At 59.3% G+C, this 5,050-nt stretch carries 5 protein-coding genes and 2 pseudogenes; 1 reads left to right on the top strand and 6 read right to left on the bottom strand.

The window, feature by feature from the left end; translation table 11 throughout:
• Positions 1-113: 113 nt before the first annotated feature.
• The 6 genes and pseudogenes from QJT82_RS45720 to QJT82_RS44975 all read right to left on the bottom strand — a co-directional run bounded on the left by QJT82_RS45720 (position 114) and on the right by QJT82_RS44975 (position 4,124).
• Positions 114-266: a hypothetical protein gene (locus tag QJT82_RS45720; protein WP_348652653.1), complete on the bottom strand. Its 153-nt coding sequence runs from the start codon at positions 264-266 to the stop codon at positions 114-116.
• Positions 267-298: 32 nt separating this feature from the next.
• On the bottom strand, positions 299-457 hold the full coding sequence (locus QJT82_RS45715; RefSeq protein WP_342714148.1) for a hypothetical protein: 159 nt from the start codon (positions 455-457) through the stop codon (positions 299-301).
• 937 nt (positions 458-1,394) lie between these two features.
• Positions 1,395-1,550 carry an NAD(P)-binding domain-containing protein gene (locus tag QJT82_RS44990; protein WP_018269530.1) on the bottom strand — a complete coding sequence of 52 codons (156 nt, stop codon included), beginning with the start codon at positions 1,548-1,550 and terminating at the stop codon, positions 1,395-1,397.
• A gap of 15 nt (positions 1,551-1,565) precedes the next feature.
• Positions 1,566-2,304: pseudogene (locus QJT82_RS44985) on the bottom strand (IS6 family transposase).
• Positions 2,305-2,531: 227 nt separating this feature from the next.
• Positions 2,532-3,665 (bottom strand): FAD-dependent oxidoreductase, encoded by a 1,134-nt coding sequence (locus tag QJT82_RS44980; protein WP_011090930.1) that lies wholly within the window; start codon positions 3,663-3,665, stop codon positions 2,532-2,534.
• 246 nt (positions 3,666-3,911) lie between these two features.
• Positions 3,912-4,124 carry an aldehyde dehydrogenase family protein gene (locus tag QJT82_RS44975; protein ID WP_014498644.1) on the bottom strand — a complete coding sequence of 71 codons (213 nt, stop codon included), beginning with the start codon at positions 4,122-4,124 and terminating at the stop codon, positions 3,912-3,914.
• A 108-nt stretch (positions 4,125-4,232) separates the two neighbouring features.
• On the opposite strand from QJT82_RS44975, the pseudogene QJT82_RS44970 reads away from it, so the two are divergent.
• A pseudogene (locus QJT82_RS44970) lies at positions 4,233-4,978 on the top strand (helix-turn-helix domain-containing protein); the annotation flags it as partial.
• Positions 4,979-5,050: the final 72 nt, after the last annotated feature.

Below are 5,050 nucleotides of genomic sequence, written 5' to 3'. Positions count from 1 at the left end.
CCACCTCGACCATTGGGCCGAAGCAGCAGCCGGTGGTTTGAACCCTGATCCTGCAACCCGAGTTCGAGGGGCCAACCCCCATCTTCTGTGCAGCAAGGCTGCTCAAAGGTGCTCTACATCACACCTCCTTCGCGCCGTCGTGGCGCACCATCGTCCGCGTAACGCACGATGATCATGCCGCCGGAGACCTCGCGCTGTCGCCGGCGTTTGGCCCACAGGTCGAGAGCGTAGTGCAGGTAGATGTTGCCGAGAAGCGGTGAAATCACCGAACCTTGACCCGTTCCCCTGTCATCAGCGGCTACGACGCTGTCTTCGAGAACACCCCCGCCTTCAGCCATTTCTGAATGAGGCGGATGATGCGCTTGTCGCCGATCCTATGTTCCAAGAAGCGAACCAGCCAAGGTTGACTGACTGCGCCAAAGAAGTTTTGGATGTCGGCGTCAATGATCCAGTTCACGTTCCGCGTCTCGATCGCTGTGCAGAGCGCGTCCAACGCATCATGTGGTCCTCTGCCGGGCCGAAACCCGTAGGAAAAGCCACAGAAGTCTCCTTCGTAGATGGCGTTGAGCACGATGACGGTTGGCGCCCTGGACGATTTTGTCTTCGAGAGCCGCGATCGCTAACGGGCGCTGCTTGCCGTCTGCCTTTGGTATGTACGTCCGGCGAGACGGTTGCGGGCGATACGCTCCTCGTTGGACCCGTTTGTGCAGATCGGCGAGCCGGGGCTCGAGATCTTCCTCGTAGTCCTCCCACGTCATGCCATCCACTCCGGGAGCAGCCTTACGCCTGAGCGCAAAGAACGCCGCCCGCAGTGTATCGACATTGATGTGGTGAAAGAGCGCGGTGAACCGGTCCTTCTTCCTCAGCCTTGCGGCTGTCCGTACGCGGTCCAGCGACTGGGTCATGCGAGCCCGGCCCTGTGTCCGGTGCATGCGCTGCTGTTCCGCGTTTCCCTTGGTCCCCGGCCTTGGCTCCGCCCACTCCGCCGCCAGTAATCCGGCTTTGTTCGTTGGCTTCTCAGCTACTATGCCAGAGTCAGACTTCTCCGTGTCGTGCATCAGCGGCTACAGCTCCTCGCCTTCCCGCTGCGGACCATCTCCTCCGAGAAGGAAGATGGCCGACCCGGAGATATCCCGGTTCCCGTACAAGGAGCTTCCATACATGCCAGGGTCTACGACCACGCCGGGTTGGACGGGTGCTCGCGTTTGCGCACTCGCCCATATTGCCTTCCGCTCTTTGGACAGCGTCGGCTCCCGAGATAACACTGTTTCGCGGCTCAATGGCTGGCCTGCATGCTCCCCTACCGACGCTTCGCCGACACCCTCGCGGACGCCTGCGCACGGCTCGGGGCCGATGTGGTTCGCTACACCTTCATCGCAATGGACTTCCACCATCTATTCCTTGCCGGTCTCCCGGCGCACCCAAAGTAGTGATAGGGCTTCAATATCGCTGCGCGTGCGATTGTAGACGATGAGATGATGGCTAGCCTTTAGCAGGTTCCGCGCCATTGGCGCACCCATGTGGCCAAGCCCGATGAAGCCGAGGTCCATCGCAGGCATCGTCAACTAATCGATCGCCGAGCTGAAGGAGGCGAGTCTCAGAGGTCGAGAGTCGGCGATAGCGCTTGTCCTGGAGATCTCGCGCCAAGTCGCAAAGGCTCGTTCGCGCGAAGCTCGACGGAAGTCGGCCGTGACGGCTCCGGGATAGGGGATGTGGAAAAGGTTCGCGACCTGATCGTGAACTGACAGAAACCGTTGAGCCTGATGGGGACGATTTTAAACGCTTCATGATCCGCTCGCGTCGCCGCGTCGGCTGATGAGAATTCTCGGCCCGATTGTTGAGAGCTTTGTGCTGGCGATGTTCGACGTGAAAGCCCATCTTCGCCCTCGCAGCGCCGTACGAACGCAGCTTATCCGTGATCATCACGCGCGGCGGCGTGCCGGCGGATTTCAAGAGCTTCTTCATGAGCCGCTGGGCAGCGCGCGAGTCTCTCTTCGGCGCTGGATCAAGACGTCGAGAACGAAGCCATTCTGGTCGACAGCGCGCCAGAGCCAATGTTGTTCGCCCGCGATCGAGATAACGACCTCGTCCAGATGCCATTTGTCACCGCGGGTGGGAGCGCGCTCGACGGATCCGATCGGAGAACAGCTTGCCGAATTTCCGTCCCCCCTGGCGCACGGTTTCATAGGTCATGCCAATGCCACGCGCCGCCAGCATTTCCTTGACCAAGCGCAAGCTTAAGGGAAACCGGAAATACAACCACCGTTCATGATGAAGGATTTCGCACAAAACCCGAATGCGCAAGTGGCAGGACTGGCGATAGCAGGACCACTCCGAACACCGTCATCCATGGGCGGAGGTCAAAATCCATCCCTGCAACGAACCTGCTTGTCTTGTCATGCATTTCCCCTGTCGTGACATGCTTGTTGTCGGCCAAAATGCTACAGAGTTTACCTTCAGTCCACGGATGTGGCCGATCCACCGCGGTAGCGACGTCCGTCAAATTCCCATGTGACTTCGCCTGCTTCTAATCAGACGGGCGCAGCCAGAAACGCGTAGCCTTCACGAAGAAGGCCCATCGAATAGTCGCGGCCATGCTCCGGTTTGCGCTCTTCCCGGCAAATGGCGTATGCAATGTCGTATACGCGCCCGACTCTTTCTTCGCGGCGTCGGCAATAGGTCTTGAGCGCAGTCTCCAGATCGTCGTTGCGATTCAGTTCCTGGGCCAGAACCAGCGCATCCTCGATCGCCATTCCGCCGCCGGATGTCATTTGCGGCATCAACGAATGGGCAGCATCGCCGAGCAGCACGACACGGCCACGGTGCCAGGGGGCTGGCATCATCAAGACATCAAATGGGCGGTAGCTTATGTGCTTGTCTTCGCCGATCACCTTGGCAGCCGCGACCAGTTCGGGCGCCGTAAAGGGGGCGAGCAGGTTACGGAGATAGTCGCACACCCGATCTTGCGGAATACGAAGCTTTTCGTCCGTGCTTTCCAGGAAGAATAGATAGCACAATTCCTTCGATAGCGGCAGCGCGCCAACTACGCGGCCCGTCGGAAGGCGGTACAGGACGAAGCCATTCATCGCCTCGGTGCGAGAAACCGTATAACGCCATACCCCTTGGCCGGCGTAGTGCGGCTTGAACTCGTCGCCGAAGATGCTCTGGCGGATCTTGGAATAGACTCCATCCGCAGCGATCAGCAGATCGGCGCGATCTGTCTCGCCGTTCGATAGCTGAACCGTCACCCCTCGATCGTCCTGATCAATACGGGTGATCGTTGTGTTGAAATCGATTTTCGCGCCGCTCTTCGTCGCAAAGTCTTCCAGAATCTGTCCCAGACGTGGCCGCATGAGTCCCAGTGCGGCTGGACGATCAGCGTCCCAAATTCTTGGTGAGGACTGTTCGCTCAGAATCGTTCCCGCGCCATCGCGTACCGACACGGTATCCCAACCAAGGCCGCCTTCGAGGCAGGCATCCACCAATCCCAATTCGGCAAGTGCCCGCAAGGCATTCCCCAGCAGCGTGATACCGGTGCCGATCCGGTCACGCTTATCTCCCATCTCAATGACTCTGGTAGATACGCCTATCCGCTGAAGCGCATGGGCGACCGTCAAGCCGCCAATCCCGCCACCTACGATGAAAACCTTCTTCACCGCGCCCATTTCTCCTCCTCCACTTGTTGGTATCTTTTTTATTTCTTGGCGATCACCCCCCGGGGGCCGCCGCGTTCTATGAAAAGCATTGTATTCTGTAACCTACCAATCCTGCTCTCGCCGAGCACCACCAAGCGCAACACCGATCCCGCTTACATCCATTTCAATGACGTCGTCGGGCTCGATCCGCTCGTCCAAAGATCGGCACACGACTACCCATCGCGCGCTAGAGCGAGACCGCAATGTACTTTGGTTTCAAGGTATTCCTTGATGCCTTCGGTTCGAGCCTTCACGACCGAGGCCGCTTGCCTTGCTGCCACCGAAGGGCGCCGCCCGATCGGACGCAAGTCCTCTGTTCAGCGCGACCATGCCGCTCTGCATTTGCCCGGAAAGGCGCAAACCACGCTTCAGGTCCTCGGTGTAGACGTAGGAAATCGGCCCAAATTCGGTGTCGTTGGCCAACTTCACGGCGCGCGCCTCATCGTCGAAGGGTGTTCGCCGTCAGGACCTGTGAGACAAATTGAAGGATTTTGCGGAGGGAGGATTTCTGGTTCATCGTAGCCACCAGGAGCGAAGATGAAGCAGAAATCCGTACCGGGCAAAGTGCCGCAGAACAAGTTCTAAAAGACATTCTGCGACAAACCCGCCGGCATTATTCGTCGGAGGAGAAGATCCGCATTGTGCTGGAAGGATTGCGCGGCGAGGAAAATATCTCCGAGCTCTGTCGCCGCGAGGGCATTGCCGCCTCGATGTATTACGGCTGGTCCAAGGAGTTCCTCGAGGCCGGCAAGCGCCGCCTGGCGGGCGACACGGCACGAGCTGCGACCTCCGGCGAGGTGAAGGATCTCCGCCGGGAGACTGTTGCCCTGAAGGAGGCCGTAGCCGATCTGACCCTGGAGAACCGTCTGCTCAAAAATAGCATGAACGGGCTCTATAGGTGAATGCTCCGCATTCACCTGTCGGGTGAGAGAGGGGGAGGACGAGGCATGAGGTATCCCGCCTCTGAGAAGGCCGAGATCATCCAGCAGGTCGAGCAATCGCATCTTCCCGCCAAGCGCACGCTGGACAAGCTCGGTATCCCGCGCGCCACATTCTATCGCTGGTATGATCGCTACCGCGAGGGAGGCGTTGAAGCGCTGGCCGATCACCGGTCTCGACCAGACCGGGTCTGGAATCGCATCCCCGACGATGTGCGGGGTCAGATCATCGACCTGGCGTTGGAGTTGCCTGAGCTGTCGCCACGCGAGCTGGCCGTGCGGTTCACCGACGAACGAAAGTACTTTGTATCCGAGGCCTCGGTCTACCGGCTGCTGAAGGCAGAGCTGGCCCCGCAAATTCGGACAGTAGCTTGAGTGGATTTTCTGCCTGACAGCGGCGAGGATTCTTGCTGCGAA

The organism is Bradyrhizobium sp. Mp19, from assembly GCF_029952935.1.
GTDB classification, from domain to species: Bacteria; Pseudomonadota; Alphaproteobacteria; order Rhizobiales; family Xanthobacteraceae; genus Bradyrhizobium; species Bradyrhizobium elkanii.
This window is presented reverse-complemented; position numbering and strand designations above follow the sequence as displayed.